Origin of the sequence: Ruegeria sp. A3M17, from assembly GCF_003318255.1 — a bacterium.
Taxonomy (GTDB): domain Bacteria; phylum Pseudomonadota; class Alphaproteobacteria; order Rhodobacterales; family Rhodobacteraceae; genus Ruegeria.
Map to the genome: position 1 here is coordinate 14,410 of NZ_QOCF01000031.1, position 15,214 is coordinate 29,623.

The 15,214-nt window shown below is 57.1% G+C and carries 19 protein-coding genes; 8 read left to right on the forward strand and 11 right to left on the reverse strand.

Going from position 1 to position 15,214, the window contains the following annotated elements; genetic code table 11:
• Positions 1-5 precede the first annotated feature (5 nt).
• Positions 6-710, reverse strand: coding sequence for a response regulator transcription factor (locus DS906_RS16970; RefSeq protein ID WP_113791303.1), 705 nt, complete (start codon positions 708-710; stop codon positions 6-8).
• 347 nt (positions 711-1,057) lie between these two features.
• Here DS906_RS16970 and DS906_RS16975 point away from each other — a divergent pair, with 347 nt between their 5' ends.
• The 3 genes from DS906_RS16975 to DS906_RS16985 all read left to right on the forward strand — a co-directional run bounded on the left by DS906_RS16975 (position 1,058) and on the right by DS906_RS16985 (position 3,889).
• Positions 1,058-2,656 carry a phosphoenolpyruvate carboxykinase gene (locus tag DS906_RS16975; protein WP_113791304.1) on the forward strand — a complete coding sequence of 533 codons (1,599 nt, stop codon included), beginning with the start codon at positions 1,058-1,060 and terminating at the stop codon, positions 2,654-2,656.
• A gap of 366 nt (positions 2,657-3,022) precedes the next feature.
• Entirely contained in the window at positions 3,023-3,313 is a 291-nt protein-coding gene (locus DS906_RS16980; RefSeq protein ID WP_058273655.1) for a hypothetical protein, read from the forward strand.
• Positions 3,314-3,424: 111 nt separating this feature from the next.
• Positions 3,425-3,889: a hypothetical protein gene (locus tag DS906_RS16985; protein ID WP_233494828.1), complete on the forward strand. Its 465-nt coding sequence runs from the start codon at positions 3,425-3,427 to the stop codon at positions 3,887-3,889.
• Here the strand turns inward: DS906_RS16985 and DS906_RS16990 are convergent.
• The gene (locus DS906_RS16990; protein WP_113791305.1) at positions 3,886-4,650 is read right to left on the reverse strand and encodes a sulfite exporter TauE/SafE family protein; all 765 of its coding nucleotides are present in this window, start codon (positions 4,648-4,650) and stop codon (positions 3,886-3,888) included. The genes DS906_RS16985 and DS906_RS16990 overlap by 4 nt on opposite strands.
• Positions 4,651-4,795: 145 nt before the next feature.
• Between DS906_RS16990 and DS906_RS16995 the strand changes: the two genes are divergently transcribed.
• The 3 genes from DS906_RS16995 (at position 4,796) to DS906_RS17005 (ending at position 7,701) form a co-directional block, all read left to right on the forward strand.
• Positions 4,796-6,487, forward strand: coding sequence for an acyl-CoA dehydrogenase family protein (locus DS906_RS16995; protein ID WP_113791306.1), 1,692 nt, complete (start codon positions 4,796-4,798; stop codon positions 6,485-6,487).
• Positions 6,488-6,704: 217 nt separating this feature from the next.
• Positions 6,705-7,259, forward strand: coding sequence for a hypothetical protein (locus DS906_RS17000; RefSeq protein ID WP_369935167.1), 555 nt, complete (start codon positions 6,705-6,707; stop codon positions 7,257-7,259).
• A 49-nt stretch (positions 7,260-7,308) separates the two neighbouring features.
• On the forward strand, positions 7,309-7,701 hold the full coding sequence (locus tag DS906_RS17005; protein WP_113791307.1) for an META domain-containing protein: 393 nt from the start codon (positions 7,309-7,311) through the stop codon (positions 7,699-7,701).
• Here DS906_RS17005 and recO read toward each other — a convergent pair.
• The gene (gene recO / locus DS906_RS17010; RefSeq protein WP_113791498.1) at positions 7,685-8,410 is read right to left on the reverse strand and encodes a DNA repair protein RecO; all 726 of its coding nucleotides are present in this window, start codon (positions 8,408-8,410) and stop codon (positions 7,685-7,687) included. The genes DS906_RS17005 and recO overlap by 17 nt on opposite strands.
• A 125-nt stretch (positions 8,411-8,535) precedes the next feature.
• On the opposite strand from recO, the gene DS906_RS17015 reads away from it, so the two are divergent.
• The gene (locus DS906_RS17015; RefSeq protein ID WP_113791308.1) at positions 8,536-8,841 is read left to right on the forward strand and encodes a hypothetical protein; all 306 of its coding nucleotides are present in this window, start codon (positions 8,536-8,538) and stop codon (positions 8,839-8,841) included.
• Positions 8,842-8,870: 29 nt separating this feature from the next.
• Here DS906_RS17015 and DS906_RS17020 read toward each other — a convergent pair whose 3' ends face one another.
• The 3 genes from DS906_RS17020 to era form a co-directional block, all read right to left on the reverse strand.
• Complete coding sequence (locus DS906_RS17020) at positions 8,871-9,194, reverse strand: SemiSWEET transporter (protein ID WP_113791309.1); 324 nt, start codon at positions 9,192-9,194, stop codon at positions 8,871-8,873.
• A gap of 103 nt (positions 9,195-9,297) precedes the next feature.
• Positions 9,298-9,627 carry a DUF1491 family protein gene (locus DS906_RS17025; RefSeq protein ID WP_109312284.1) on the reverse strand — a complete coding sequence of 110 codons (330 nt, stop codon included), beginning with the start codon at positions 9,625-9,627 and terminating at the stop codon, positions 9,298-9,300.
• Positions 9,624-10,532, reverse strand: a complete 909-nt coding sequence (gene era, locus DS906_RS17030; protein WP_113791310.1) for a GTPase Era — start codon at positions 10,530-10,532, stop codon at positions 9,624-9,626. Before era ends, DS906_RS17025 begins: the two co-directional genes overlap by 4 nt.
• A gap of 157 nt (positions 10,533-10,689) precedes the next feature.
• On the opposite strand from era, the gene DS906_RS17035 reads away from it, so the two are divergent.
• On the forward strand, positions 10,690-12,066 hold the full coding sequence (locus DS906_RS17035; protein ID WP_113791311.1) for a multicopper oxidase family protein: 1,377 nt from the start codon (positions 10,690-10,692) through the stop codon (positions 12,064-12,066).
• Between the two features lie 27 nt (positions 12,067-12,093).
• On the opposite strand, the gene DS906_RS17040 is transcribed toward DS906_RS17035, so the two are convergent.
• From DS906_RS17040 to DS906_RS17060, 5 genes are all read right to left on the reverse strand, one after another.
• Positions 12,094-12,570: a hypothetical protein gene (locus tag DS906_RS17040; RefSeq protein ID WP_113791312.1), complete on the reverse strand. Its 477-nt coding sequence runs from the start codon at positions 12,568-12,570 to the stop codon at positions 12,094-12,096.
• A gap of 156 nt (positions 12,571-12,726) precedes the next feature.
• Positions 12,727-13,404 carry a ribonuclease III gene (gene rnc, locus DS906_RS17045; protein WP_113791313.1) on the reverse strand — a complete coding sequence of 226 codons (678 nt, stop codon included), beginning with the start codon at positions 13,402-13,404 and terminating at the stop codon, positions 12,727-12,729.
• Positions 13,401-14,240, reverse strand: coding sequence for a signal peptidase I (lepB, locus tag DS906_RS17050; protein WP_113791314.1), 840 nt, complete (start codon positions 14,238-14,240; stop codon positions 13,401-13,403). Before lepB ends, rnc begins: the two co-directional genes overlap by 4 nt.
• Before the next feature lie 57 nt (positions 14,241-14,297).
• Positions 14,298-14,717, reverse strand: coding sequence for a holo-ACP synthase (acpS, locus tag DS906_RS17055; protein ID WP_113791315.1), 420 nt, complete (start codon positions 14,715-14,717; stop codon positions 14,298-14,300).
• Positions 14,714-15,193 carry a hypothetical protein gene (locus DS906_RS17060; protein ID WP_147235295.1) on the reverse strand — a complete coding sequence of 160 codons (480 nt, stop codon included), beginning with the start codon at positions 15,191-15,193 and terminating at the stop codon, positions 14,714-14,716. Before DS906_RS17060 ends, acpS begins: the two co-directional genes overlap by 4 nt.
• Between the last annotated feature and the right edge of the window lie 21 nt (positions 15,194-15,214).

Here is a 15,214-nt window from a genome sequence, read left to right on the forward strand (position 1 = left end):
CACGCCTATTCTTCGTTGTACCTGTACCCAATTCCGTACAGTGTTTCGATTGCCGAAAACTCAGAATCTGCAGCGCGCATTTTCTTGCGCAGTCGCTTGATGTGACTGTCGATCGTACGATCATCGACATAGACCTGATCATCATAAGCCACATCCATCAGCTGATCGCGGCTTTTGACAAAGCCCGGACGCTGAGCCAACGCTTGCAACAACAGGAACTCGGTCACGGTCAAAGAAACGTCCGAACCCTTCCAGCTGACTGCATGGCGCAAGGGATCCATCCGCAGTTCGCCGCGCTCCATAACCTTGGCGTCACCTGTGTTGGCGGTTGTCACATCGCCAGTTGTCGCCTCTTGCCGACGCAGCAGCGCGCGGATGCGTTCGACCAGAAGACGCTGAGAAAAAGGCTTCTTGACGTAATCGTCCGCGCCCATGCGCAGGCCGAGAACCTCATCTATTTCGTCATCCTTGGATGTAAGGAAAATCACCGGCATCTGGGTTTTCTGCCGCAGCCGCTGCAACAGGTCCATCCCGTCCATCCGCGGCATCTTTATGTCCAGAACAGCCATATCGGGCAGTTTCTTGTTGAAAGCGTCCAGCGCTGCCTGCCCATCATTATAAGTCTCAACCTCGAACCCTTCGGCTTCGAGTGTCATGGATACGGACGTCAGAATATTTCTGTCGTCGTCCACCAATGCAATCTTCGACATCGGGTTAACCCCTATTCCTGCTCACTCACGCAATAATTCGCTTATTAGTAGGGCATCTTTGTCGTTTTTATGGCTGCGAATCAATCCGTATCTGCGAATCGTGAGATTGTTGTCACACAGATGCGGCAAAAAAGCCGTTAATGCGCACGGAAAAGCGCCTTGTTTTCCGGCAGGAAATTAGTGGTGGCGCTAAACTTTAACTTGGTTGCGCTAACTGCGCCAAACCGTCCTGTTCATGCCCCAAACGACCATGTTAAGACCCGCCCATCCGCCGGTTTTTCCCGGTATACTGCCCCAAGAGCGCCCCCGGCCCATCTGCCGGCGCGCCGCCACAGGAGAAGAAACGCATGACATCTGGACGGGTTAACCCGCAATTCCGCCTCGAAGATCAGGGCATCGAGGGTCTGGGCAATGTCTATTACAACTTCATGGAACCGGCGCTGATCGAAGAGGCGCTGAAGCGCGGCGAAGGCACTCTTGGCAATGGCGGCGCTTTCCTGGTCACCACCGGCAAATTCACTGGTCGTTCGCCCAAGGACAAACACGTCGTCAAAACCGACAGCGTTGCCGATACCATCTGGTGGGAAAACAACGCCGCGATGACCCCCGAGGGTTTTGACGCGCTGTATGTCGATATGATCGAGCATATGAAGGGCCGTGATTATTTCGTGCAGGATCTCGTCGGCGGTGCCGATCCCGCCTATTCGATCAATGTGCGCATGGTCACCGAACTGGCATGGCACAACCTGTTCATCCGCCACTTGCTGCGCCGCCCGGATCGCGAAGATCTGGAAGAGTTCATTGCAGATTTCACCGTCATCAACTGCCCCAGCTTCCAGGCCGACCCGGCCAAGCATGGCTGCCACAGTGAGACCGTGATTGCGCTGAACTTCGACCGCAAGCTGATCCTGATCGGCGGTACGGAATACGCGGGCGAGAACAAGAAATCGGTCTTCACCCTGCTGAACTACATGCTGCCTGAAAAAGGCGTTATGCCGATGCATTGCTCAGCCAACCACGCTGTTGGCAACCCGGTCGACACCGCGGTGTTCTTTGGTCTGTCCGGCACCGGCAAGACCACCCTGTCGGCAGACCCTGCCCGCACGTTGATCGGCGATGACGAGCATGGCTGGTCGGATCGCGGCACCTTCAACTTCGAAGGCGGTTGCTATGCCAAGACCATCAATCTGAACGCCGAAGCCGAGCCGGAGATCTACGCGACCACCAGCAAATTCGGCACTGTGATCGAGAACATGGTCTTCGACCCCGAAACCAAGGAACTGGATTTCGAGGATGACTCGCTTACCGCGAACATGCGCTGCGCCTATCCGCTGGAGTATATCTCGAACGCCTCGAGCAGCGCGCTGGGTGGGCACCCCAAGAACATCATCATGCTGACCTGTGACGCATTTGGTGTACTCCCTCCGATCGCACGGCTGACCCCGGCGCAGGCGATGTACCACTTTCTTTCGGGCTTCACTTCGAAAGTGGCGGGAACAGAGCGAGGCGTCACCGAGCCTCAGCCCACCTTCTCAACCTGCTTTGGCGCGCCCTTCATGCCGCGTCGCCCGGAAGAGTATGGCAACCTGTTGCGCGACAAGATCGCCCAGCATGGTGCGACTTGCTGGCTGGTGAACACCGGCTGGACCGGTGGTGCCTATGGTGTTGGCAGCCGTATGCCGATCCGCGCAACCCGCGCGTTGCTGACAGCTGCCTTGGAAGGATCGCTGCGCGACGCCGAGTTCCGCAAAGACGCCAATTTCGGCTTTGACGTCCCGGTATCCGTTCCCGGCGTGGCCGAAGTTCTGCTGGATCCGCGACGCACCTGGGATGACCAGGCCGCATTCGACAAGCAGGCTGAAAAACTGGTGCAGATGTTTGCAGAGAACTTTGAGCAGTACCTGCCCTTTATCGATGATGACATCAAAGCCGTAGCAATCGGTTGAATTCAAAGGGGGCGGTTTTCGCCCCCTTTTCTTTTGCCCAGGCGAGTAACCTCTCTGCAATCTTCCTGTGGTTGTATAATGCGCAATGCATATACAAATTCATTGCCCGCTGCAGCAGATTGCAGTACTTCACTGTGTCATTATGACGAAAAAGCCCGGCGCTTGCGCACCGGGCGTGAAGAAAAAGACCTTGGGGATACTCATGGGCGCGCACTCACATTCGCGATTTGAGCAACCTAATCAAGTATCTAGTGTAATCCATCGGGGATGGGTGTCAATATGAGACATGTGGAGAATTTCAGTTTCCACAGGTTTCTAACTTTCGCTTCAGCGCGAAAGGCGGCAAGGAAAACAACAGGTAGGCAAATGACGGAAATCTCGAAACTGACCGAACTTCGCAAATTGATGCAGAGTATGGAACGGACCCTTGGACTGGAACAACTCTCTCCGGTTGAGCGTGACATTTACTACGCGGCCGAGGAACTGTCGAAAGCCGATCAGGAAGTCCGCACATTCGGTTTGATCGAGCACACCCTTGTTCAGAGCGTCTCGCGTCCGACATTCTTCCGCGCGCTGAAATCTCTGGTCCAAAAGGGCTATCTGTCCCAAAGCGGCAATGCCAACCGGGGGCGGTATATCGTACATGCGCCCAGGTGACACCGCCAACCTGCGTGTTGATGGCTAATAATCGTGCGCAGATGGGCCTCTGACACTTTCTTCGCCTCACTGGCTTACATAGTTGCATCATTCCTCACCTTCGAGGTCTTGATGCCGCTGCAAAACGTGTTCTTTCCTGAATACCCAAGCCGGGCCAGCCTGCTGTTCCTACCTCACGGGGTAAGGGTCCTGGCGGCGTGGCTACTGGGGTGGCGCGCGATTTTCGCATTGTTGCCGGGCGTCTTTGCCGTTTTCGCATTCCTGGGGGGTGCGGATGTCTTTTTGCCAAGCCGCTTGTTGGCAATCACCATCGCAGTAACAACGGTTCCAGGTGTGTTCTACCTGCTCAAATGGGCAGGGTGGGACTTGTTTCCCAGACCCGATCGCAAACCCTGCTGGCTGTGCGTCATGGGTGTCGGCGTGATCACGTCGTTCCTGGCATCCGCCATGACAAACATGAGCTTTGGCAGCGCAGGGGTAGAGTACATCGCCTTTCTGATCGGTGATATCTCGGGGCTGTTTTTCCTGATGCTGGGGCTTTACTTCACGTTTCGGTTTATGGACCGCAGAACTTAACCCATCAGACCGCGGCGCAGCAGGTTCAATCCAGCGACCAACAGCACAACCAAAGTCACTTTGCGAAACAGCGCCTGATCGATTCTTGATTGCAACTGCATGCCCACCCACATCCCGATCACCGCCGGAGCGATCAGGGCAGCCGAAAACGGCGCGGTGTCGGCCCGCAGGATACCTGATCCCATATGGGCGACCATCAGGGCAATTGCGCCCAGCCCATAGATAACCCCCTGCACCCGCATTTGCACGGCTTTCGGCGTGTTCAGGGCCGTCAGGTACGCCACTGTTGGCGGCCCCCAAATACCGGACATACCACCGACAAATCCTGCGACGGCCCCTATGAGAACCTCAACACGGGCCGATGGCTCTTTCAGCACCAGCTTTACACCCAGAACCTGAATCAAGGCAAAGAAGGTGACCGGAACGCCAATCATCAACAGGAAGGTCGATGTCGGCACCAAAGTGACCAGCTTGGCTCCGGCCAGAAGGAACACCAAGCCCACGATTAGAAAGATGCGAAACTCCCTGATCGACGACACGGCCGCGGAAACACCCTGTCCCAAAGCCTGAAAGACATTAGTTACCAGTGTCGGAAGGATCAGGCCCGCGATGGCCAGCTCGGGCGGCAGAAAGACACTCAACCCTGAAACCATAACCATCGGCATGGCAAAACCGACGATACCTTTGACCCAGCCCGCCAAGAAGGCAACGCCCAGAGCCAGCAACAGGTCCTGCGGAGTCAGTAAGGAAAACAATGTCATGGCCCCCTGATATCATTCCTGACGGGCGCTGCACTGCAAAAACGTTCGAGAAATATTAGAACTTTTTCGCAACGTAATACGTATTTTTGTTGCGCTGCACGTGCAGCATGATATGACCAGACGACACGAGAAAAGGACACGATTCATGGCCCATGACGGACAGGATATGACCCAGATGACGACACCTGCGATTTTGCCCGATCTTCTGACGCTGACCCGTGCGGCCGCACCCGCCGTTGAAACAGTGTTCGAGCGTGCGCGTGAGTCAGTGCGCGGTATGGTTTCTGCTGATGGCCGTGTATCCGGTGCCTTGATCGAAGCCAATCAAACTGCCGCCCATGGCCTGTCATGGCTAGCCACGTATTCTCAGTCGCTGAAACAGATGCAACGCTGGGCCGAAGCGCTGGAGGCCGAAGGCAAGTTCGGTGAAATCGAACAGTTGCTGCACCAAATCGCCTTTGGCGAATACCTGCACCAGGTTGCGGGCGGTATTCCGATGAACCAGGGCGAAGTCGTGCGCCTGCAGGACATGGGTCTTGGGTGGGACGCGCTTTCCGGCTTTCAGATCCGCGAAATTCAAACGCTGATGGCGCAGGCCAATTCTCAGGCCGCCCGCAGCCGTCTGGTCAAGCTGATGGAAGATCAGGCCGGTGCCACCATGTTCGGTGCCTCGGGTCTGGACGAAGAGCTTGAGATGATCCGCGACCAGTTCCGCCGCTATGCGGTCGAAAAGGTCGAGCCCCACGCTCATGACTGGCACCTCAAAGACGAACTGATCCCGATGGAAGTCATCGAGGAACTGGCGGAAATGGGTGTCTTTGGCCTGACCATCCCCGAAGAATTCGGCGGCTTCGGTCTGTCCAAGGCTTCGATGTGCGTCGTGTCCGAGGAATTGTCGCGCGGCTATATCGGCGTTGGCTCATTGGGTACACGATCCGAGATCGCGGCCGAGCTGATCATCGCAGGCGGCACCGATGAACAAAAAGCCAACTGGCTGCCAAAACTGGCCAGCGCCGAAATTCTGCCGACAGCCGTTTTCACGGAGCCCAACACCGGCTCGGACTTGGGCAGCCTGCGTGCACGTGCGGTGAAAAACGCGGACGGTGACTATGAAATCACCGGCAACAAGACCTGGATCACCCACGCGGCACGGACCCAAGTGATGACCCTGCTGGCCCGGACCAATCCGGACACCACCGATCACCGCGGCCTGTCCATGTTCCTTGCAGAAAAGACGCCGGGCACGGATGAGAACCCTTTCCCCACCGCCGGCATGACCGGCGGCGAGATCGAAGTTCTGGGTTATCGCGGGATGAAGGAATACGAGCTGGGCTTTGACGGCTTCAAGGTCAAGGGCGAGAACCTATTGGGCGGTGAAGAAGGCAAAGGCTTTAAACAGCTGATGGAAACCTTCGAAAGCGCGCGCATTCAAACCGCTGCCCGCGCCATTGGGGTCGCCCAAAGCGCGCTGGATATCGCGATGCAATACGCGCAGGACCGCAAACAGTTCGGCAAGTCGCTGATCAACTTCCCACGTGTGTCCGGCAAATTGGCCATGATGGCGGTTGAAATCATGATCGCACGTCAGCTGACATATTTTTCGGCCTGGGAAAAAGACCACGGCCACCGCTGCGACCTTGAGGCCGGCATGGCCAAGCTGCTGGGCGCTCGTGTGGCTTGGGCTGCGGCTGACAACGGCCTGCAGATCCATGGCGGCAACGGTTTTGCGCTGGAATACAAGATCAGCCGCGTTCTGTGTGACGCGCGCATTCTAAATATTTTTGAAGGGGCTGCCGAAATTCAGGCACAGGTTATTGCACGGCGTTTGCTGGGCTAACCGGAATTAGGCATCCCGTTTCCCCAACTAGACCCGGCCTTGTGCCGGGTCATTTTCTTTATTCCGTACCCCAGTTTGAAATTCATGTCACCCGACCTGTGACCGGATAGAGACCTTTTGTGATCCTCGACCGAAAAAACTTCCCCCTTTGCTTTTTGTTGAAACCCCTTTAGGGCACGCTGCGACCCAGATCGGGCCCAAGGATGGTGATGACAGAATGATCCGACTATTTTTTGCGCTTTGGGCGACCGTTGCAGCCCTGATACTGGGCGGATGCGCCACCACCCAACCTGTGGCGGGCTACACCGAGATAGACGAGCTGGCACTGACGATCGAAGACCTTGGACCCCAAGTCGATCCCGCCGAGGCACAAAAGGCCGCCAACATCGCCTACACTTATTCACAACAACTGAAGCGGGATTGGAACGTCACAGACCCGGCGATTATCCATAACGCCAAGGTCATCAACGGGTTCCGGGAAAAGGGGTTGTGCAACGACTGGGCACAGGCCATGAGCCGTCGCTTGCAGAAGGAAAACTTCCGCACTTTGGACATCCACTGGGCCACCTCGCCACCAACCGCGTTCCGGATCATCCACCACTCTGCAGCAATCAGCGCCAAGGGAGATACGATGAAGGACGGCATTATCCTTGACCCATGGCGCAACAGCGGCGCGCTGTTCTGGGATCAGGTAAGCAAGGACACCAGATACAACTGGAGGCCACGCCTGGACGTTCGCGAAGAACTGATCAGCGGCGAGATCCCCTACTAAGCTGGCTTCGCCGGTTCCCTCGGCACCGGTAAGAAAGTAAGACACCCGTATGATACGCCTGATCCTGACACTGCCCTTGATTGCCCTGTTTCAATGCGACAGGGACGAATCCGTTGCGGCCTATGGCGCCGCAGACCAGACTTGGGTGCTGCAGGAAATTGACGGTCAGCCTTTCGAGGCCAGCGCCATGTTGCGGTTCCCCGAAGAGGGCAAGATCGCGGGTAACGCCCCTTGCAACAGCTATAGCGGCACCCTGAACGCGCCCTACCCCTGGTTCGAGATTATGGACCTGACCGCAACACGTGCGGCCTGCGCCGGGCTTGAGGCCGAAGGGTTCTATTTCGCTGCGCTGATTGCCATGACGCAGTCCGAAGTATCAGGCGACCTGCTGATACTGCGCAATGATGACGGGCACGAAATGGTGTTCAAAGCCGCCGAGTGAACTGATCCACAAATCTTGCCCGCGCATCCGGCAAGGGGTTATGCCCCAGGGACGGGGCTAGATGGTGTTCCAGAAAGTAACCGGTGGTTTTAAACCCTGCGGCAATCTCAGCGTCCGGTGCTTGCCCCTCACCGCGCAAACAGGGTGGCAAGGGCAACAGCTTATCCGCCCATTCGCCAGCACCATCGGCACTAACGGCTCGACCGGTCTTGGGTGAGACATAGACCAACCCATCAGCCGCCCCGGTCACAGCACAGGCCGACAGGTCCAGGCCAAAGCCCAATTCTTCAAGCAAAGCCAATTCCCAGCGCAGATAAGCCAGCGGCCAGATTTCGTCCTGCCCCAGCAGATCCAACAACTGTTCGGTCTGTTTGTAGATCGTTGGATGCGGTTCACGCTCTGGCAGGCAAAAGGACAACAGCGCAACGGACGCGTTCAATCCTGCCAACGCCATCCGACCCGAAAACGCCGCTGCTGCGCGTGAACGTAAAGGTTCAACCTGAAAAGTGCCAAGATGTTCTTCCAACCGCGCGCGCCACAAAACATCCAGTTGCGCGCCGGATTGCAGGATGGGGGCAATTTTGCGGCTGGTGCCACCGCGTACGACACCCGCATGGCGACCGTGGCCTTCGGTGAAGACCTCGATAATCGCCGCTGTCTCGCCATGGCCGCGAGCGGTCAGAAGTATGCCGTGATCACGCCAGTCCAATGGGGCCTCGCACTGTTTGCCTTGTTCAACTTGACCCGGCATTGCGGGCAGCCGCAACCGCGAATGCTTGACTCGCGAGCATTCCTATATTTAATTAACAATATTGTTAAATAAGGAGTCGGATCATGCGAGGCATCACAATCTCATACCGGTATGACGGTGACGAGGCCGAATGGCAGGCCACTATCCGCACCTTTATCGAGGCAATCGACGCTGACCCCGAGGCGGCCGGAAAATTCACCTATCAGGTTGCGGTCGCTGATGACGGAAAGTCCCGGGTTCACTGGGGCCGCTGGGACAGCGCCGAGACGTTGGCGCATGTGCAGTCGCAACCCTATTTCCAGGCCTTCGCACCCAAAGTGAAGCAATTCTCCGGTGAGACATTGACCACCACCGGGCACGATATCACGCTAAAAAGCAGCGGCTGGTAACGTCTTGGCACCCCGACCGTGGCGGCTGGTCAAAACGTTAAACCGGCGTGGATCAGGATGCCCAGAACCATCAGAATGTTCAGCACCATCGAGATACCGTTGCCCACATAAATAGGCAGCTTGCCGACCACCAGCCCGTAGGCGAACCACAGGAATGACAGCGCAGCAAAGAGCGACCAAGACAGCAGAGACTGGCCGGTCGCGTGTTGTGAATGCGTGAAGTACAGCTTGATCAGCTGCGGCAGCGTGGCAAAAGGGCCGACAACGCCAATGAAGACCATGAAGCCTTCAAACCGATGCATCCAATGACCCAGTTCTGATTTTTCAAGCTTTTCAGCGAGTGTTTCGGCCATACACACCCCCATTATCTGTCAAACGGTGCGGCGATCCTCGCCGACATAGTGTGGGTAAAATAGACGTTTTGGCCCGAGCGACCAAGACCCGTTGAACGGCGGGCTAGTCCAATCCCTCTTCGCCCAGCAGATGACGCCCTTGTCGGTCTTCAACCTCTATCACCCAAAGGTCAGGGTCAAAACTGCGTTGCCGGGTGATGGCGTCGTCGACCTCTGTCTCGGCACCGGAGGAAAGCTCGACCCATTTGCGCTCACCGCTCATCAGATCAAAGCTGCGCTGAAATGCGGCCGCTTGCCCGTCCAAAGTGTTTAGTTTGACCAACACCGCGCCCGCTGTATCGTCGCCATGTGCCACGACAAAAGCCGGGATTTCCTGAAACCGTAGCCGCGCCAGATAGGCGTGGACCCAGAAATCAGCCGTTAGGCGAGTCATGCATTACCGTCTTTGAAATCCAGACCCATTTCCGAGTAACGCTCGGATTCCTCTAGCCAGTTCGGGCGCACTTTGACCTGCAGGAACAGATGGATTCTGCGGTCCAGAAACTCTTCCAGCTCGGCCCGCGCGGCTTGGCTGACCGCCTTGATCGTCTCGCCCTTTTTGCCCAGCACGATGCCTTTGTGACCGTCGCGCATGACATAGATGATCTGGTCGATCTTGGCAGAGCCGTCCTTGCGCTCTTCCCAGTTTTCGGTCTCGACCGTCAGCTGATAGGGCAGTTCCTGATGCAGGCGCAGGGTCAGTTTCTCGCGCGTCATCTCAGCCGCGATCATACGCAGGGGCAGATCGGCGATCTGATCCTCGGGATACAGCCACGGGCTTTCGGGCAACTCCGCAGCCAACCACTTGCGCAGATCGTCAACGCCATAGCCCTTTTCCGCGGAAATCATGAAGGTTTCGGAAAACGGGTAGCGTGCGTTCAGGTCACTTGTCAGGGCCAGCAGCACCTCAGACTGGACCTTGTCGATCTTGTTGATCGCCAGCGCAACTTTTCGGCCCTGCCCGATCTCTTCCAGACCTTCGAGGATACGCTCGACCCCTTCGGTGATGCCGCGATGCGCCTCGATCATCAGAACGACGACATCTGCATCCGCCGCTCCGCCCCAGGCCGCGGCAACCATGGCGCGATCCAAACGGCGACGCGGTTTGAACAGGCCGGGTGTGTCTACAAAGACCAGCTGCGCATCGCCTTCCATTGCCACACCGCGAATGCGGGTACGGGTGGTCTGAACCTTATGCGTCACGATCGAAACCTTGGCCCCGACCATGCGGTTCAGCAGGGTGGATTTGCCTGCGTTGGGCTCTCCGATCAGGGCGATAAATCCGGCGCGTGTGGTCATGTGTCTAGCGTTCCTGGTTGCAAGTGCGCACCCCTATAGCAGAAAGGTCGCGCGGGCCAGAGGGATTTGTCGCATTGCGGCCATGCAAAATCGATGTCACCCCTGACGCATGCCACGCCAAATCCAGCCAGGCAACCATCGGAAAATGAGGCAAGACATGAAACGTCGCGAGTTTCTTTTGGGCAGCGGGGCCGCCGCCGGCGCGCTGGGTCTGGGCGGTTTCGGATTGGCGCAAAGCGCGCCGGAGTTGACCATTCAACCAGCAAGCTTTGCTCTGCGGGATACGGTGACGACCGGAATGGTCAGCCTGTCCCCGAACGCACCGCCACCGGTTTTGCACGGCAAGCAAGGCGAGGTGATACGGCTCCCGGTCCGCAATACGCTGTCGGAATACACCGCAATGCACTGGCATGGGATGCGGATCGTCAACGACATGGACGGGGTGCCTTACCTGACCCAGATGCCGTTGGGTGAAGGTGAGGTCTTCAACTATGAATTCACTCCGCCCGACGCCGGCACCTACTGGTATCATCCGCATTGTATGACTATGGAGCAGATGGCCTATGGCCTGACCGGCATCATGGTGATTGCAGAACCCGAAGACCCCGGTTTTGACAGCGAACAGGTGATCAACTTGCGCGATTTTCGGCTGGATGAAGATGGCGCGTTCCTGCCCGCCTATACCCAACGCGGCGCGGCACGGGCCGGGACCTTTGGCAATGTCCACACCGCCAACTGGGTGAAGGGTCCTGTCTACGATCACACCGCAGGCGGTCTGGTACGACTGCGAGTCGTAAATACGGACACAACGCGTATCTACAAACTGCATCTTGAGGGCGGCGATGCACGGATCATCGCGTGGGATGGCCATCCGCTTGAGAATGACATCCCGATGCCCAGCACTGATGAGCCACTTCTTGTCGGGCCCGGTCAGCGTGTGGATTTTGCGGTAGCAATGCCCGGTGACGAAGGGCGCAGCGTTGCCCTGATGGCCAAACTGCCCGGTCAGCCGCACAGACCTATGACACAGCTGCGCGCAATCGGATCATCGGCGTCACGGGACCTGCAAGAGTTGCGCCCTCTGCCCGTCAACCCGGTCGCAAAACCCGATCTGACCAATGCCGAGCTGCACGAGTTTGTTTTTGGCTGGACCCCCGAAGGTGGTGAACCCAACAACGGATTCTGCGGCTCGCTGGGGTATAACTTCTGGTCCATCAATCGCAAACCATGGCCCGGCGACGCGGCGCAGGATGTTGGTCCGCTCGCAACGCTGAAGTTGGGCAAAAGCTATGTCTTGCGACTGCGCAATGAGTCCCCGAACCTTCATCCGATCCACCTGCACGGTCTGGCTTTTGTTCCGGTACGGTCGAACCTGCGCCAACTGCCGCCGCTAATGACCGACACCATGTTGTTGTTGAAGGACGAAGTGGTCGAGATCGCGCTGGTCGCTGATAACCCGGGCGATTGGGCGTTCCACTGTCATGTCATCGAACACCAAAAGACCGGGCTGACTGGGTTTATCCGGGTGGTCTGAGGGGCGTGCTAGACGCCCCACGGGGTTTCATGCGTTCTGGCGCTCAATCAAGCGCAAGACGGCAACCATGACGATCCCGTAAAAAACATGCCCGATCAACGCGACCCAGGTGATCGCCGAGAAGTTCAGGAAAGTCGGCAATCCGGACAAGGTGGTGATCCCGCCTAGGGCAAAAACCCAAAGGCCAAACCCATAGATGGCCGAGGCGGCGAACATATGAACGGGGCCAAAGACCTTAAGCCAGATCGGCTTGAAGATAAGAAACCATCCCAGCGGATAGGCAATCAGACCCACAAGGTAGAAATGCACGAAGTAGCCAAGGAAGGCATTGCTGGGCAAGCCGAGACTGGCCAGCAAGCTTTGGGCCAGCCCTTCGGGCGACAAATTGGCCCAGCCGATGCCGGGGCTGACAACCTGCCCCCAGAAATCGAAGGCGATCGTGGCGATAAAACCGGCGATAAACAGAAAGCCGATATTCACGGTGGTCAGTTTTGCGTTTTGCATTTGAATGCCTCAAATCATTGTATCCGTTTCGCTTTGACCCATTGCTCATAAGTAAGCGCCAAAGCGGATGACCTTCAGATACGACTGCGACCCGAGGTCCGCCATAGGCCTCAAGTTAGATTGAGAATTGTGACATAAACGGGCTGCGGAGCTTTGTTATTTCAACTGATCCAGCAGCGCTTTCGCGGCGGCTTGTTCTGCCTGACGTTTCGACCCCGCCGTCGCTTGAGCTTCGGCCCCGTCCTGCAATCGTGCGGCAATAGTAAAGACGGGGGCGTGGTCGGGACCGCTGCGTTTGACTTCGATGTAAGCGGGCGGTTTTTGCCCACGCGCCTGCGCCCATTCCTGAAGCGATGTTTTGGCGTCCCGCGCATCCGCTTCAACGTTGTGGACTCGATCCCCCCACAGTCGCAGGATGACGTCGCGCGCAGCCTCGAAACCGGCATCGCGATAGATTGCGGCGATCACAGCCTCCATCGCATCACCCAGCAGGGCCTGTTTGCGGCGCCCGCCTGACAGCATCTCGGACCGGCCCAGTTTCAGAACCACGCCAAGATCGATTTGCCGGGCCACATCGGCGCAAGCCTCTTTGCGGACCAACGCGTTGAACCGAGGGGCCAACTGCCCTTCGGATGCTTTTTTGTCGGCCTCCAGCAAGGCGGTGGCCATGACAAGACCCAGAACCCGATCGCCCAGAAACTCCAACCGCTGATTGTCGGGTCGTGTCGAGGACGAGACCGATCCATGGGTCAGTGCGCGCACCAGCAGTTCAGGGCTCGAGAATTCGTACCCCAGACGCTGCTGGAACGCCTTTATCTCGGTCGAAAGCTTCAATTGACCGCCTTAAAGAAGCGGTCCCCGCGCCATGTCCAGAAGAACAGCATCGACCGGCCAGCGGAAGAAAACAGGATGCGATCAGCCCGCCCGATCAGGTCTTCGTAAGGCACATAGCCAACGCCACCTGCGGATTGCGGCACGCGGCTGTCGCTGGAGTTGTCTCGGTTGTCCCCCATGAAGAAGTAATGCCCATCAGGAACCGTGTAGATGCCGGTATTGTCGGCCGCCTGATTGCCGATGTTCAGCACTTCGTAGGACACACCGTTTGGCAATGTTTCGATCATCCGCGATTTTTCGCAGACACCGCCAAAGCCGACAGGACCGTTTTCGCAGCGCGGGCGCAAACCTTGCGAGCCTTGGGGTTCGGCGACTTCGGTGAATACACCATCAGGTTCTTGTTGCACCGGCGTACCGTTCAGAATGATCTGACCGTCCCGCACCTGAATGCGGTCCCCGGGCAGACCAATCAGACGTTTGATATAATCACGACCGCTGACCGGGTGGCGGAAAACAATGACGTCACCGGGTTCGGGGTCACCACCCCAGATACGGGTATTTTCATCGCTCTGCATCCAGCCACAGAGATCTTCGGCGTCAACATTCAGGCCGACGCTTGGGATGATCAGGCTGGGGCAGGACGCGTAGGAATAACCGTAAGACATTTTGTTGACGAACAGGAAATCCCCGATCAACAAGGTGGGCTTCATCGAGCCCGACGGAATCCAGAACGGCTGAAACAGGATCGTGCGGAAGACGCCCGCGATCAGCAGGGCATAGACGATGGTCTTGATCGTCTCCCACACGGCGTTACCTGTTTTGGCTTCCTCGGCCATACTGCTCTCCGGTCGTTTATTCGTTGGGGTGCTACATGCGGGTCAGTTAAGGGCAAGTCAAGGCTGCGCGGGGCCATCGTGAAGCGGACGCGCCTCGATCACCACGAATGCCTGTGCCCAAGGTTGATCGTCGGTCAGGGTGACGTGGATGATGGCCTCATACCCTTCGGGCGTCATCTCTTTCAGCCGATCTGCCGCCCACCCCGTGACATGCATCACAGGCTGACCGGTGCGCAGATTGGTTACCGACATGTCCTTCCAGGCAATGCCCATGGCCAGACCGGTGCCCAGCGCCTTGGAGCACGCCTCTTTCGCGGCCCAGCGTTTGGCGTATGTTCCCGCAACATCAGCGCGACGTTCCGCTTTGCTTTGTTCGATTTCGGTGAAGACACGATTTCGGAACCGGTCGCCAAACCGGTCCAGCGTACCCTGGATACGGTCGATGTTTGCGAGATCTGTACCGATGCCGAGGATCATGTGGCAGTACCTTTTGTTACGGGCTGTGCCTTGTGTGCCTGTCTGAGGCCAACGCCGAATGCAATACGGCACACGAGCGACGCAGCAACGACAAAAGCAGCGGTCCAATAGTAATCCCAAAAGCTGAACCGCAAATCTAGGAAGGAAAGGTCTTCGAACGTAAAGAAGTTAATCAAGACAATGACCAAGTAGAGCATCCCCATTCCACTCACCGCCATCGCAACTGATCCAGACAACATGTTCGCATTGGATGGCACAGCGCAATTGCGATTGTAGTAGTACCCTTCCACAAGGGCGCCTGTGGCAAACACGACAAGGCATATGGCAATCAACATGGCAAAGAACTGATCCACAATGTATTGCCCCAGAAATATCCCCGAGTTGAGGAACAAAAGCCGTGCTCCCAAGTAATTGTTGAATTCAAACTCCAACGACAAAGCCAGCCAGACCAGTTCGACCAAGGCTAAAACGTTCACGGCAAGGTATGCCCCTGAAAA